General features: G+C 27.8%; 1 protein-coding gene. It reads left to right on the forward strand.

What is annotated here, in order from left to right; translation table 11 throughout:
- Positions 1-185, forward strand: a 185-nt coding sequence (locus SB772_RS45515; protein ID WP_410839217.1) for a hypothetical protein, incomplete at its 5' end; no start/stop codon positions are given.
- Positions 186-237 lie beyond the last annotated feature (52 nt).

A 237-nucleotide genomic window follows, 5' to 3' on the forward strand; every position in this document is an offset into this window, starting at 1 on the left:
CCTGGAAACTCTCAAAAGACAAAGATGGTATGAACTCCGAAACTCAATTTATTATCGGAAAAAAATCATTCATCTCAAGATCATTTACACGAGATATTATTTATGATGGTGTACTTAATTTTGAGACTTTGTCCAAATATATTTTCACGATTGATTTAAAAAAAAGCAAAGTTTGGATAAAATAGTATGCAAAAGCAATATTTATTATTTTATTTTCTTATTCAGGCCCAGGATAAT

This window comes from Paraburkholderia sp. SIMBA_030, from assembly GCF_046535245.1.
Classification (GTDB): domain Bacteria; phylum Pseudomonadota; class Gammaproteobacteria; order Burkholderiales; family Burkholderiaceae; genus Paraburkholderia.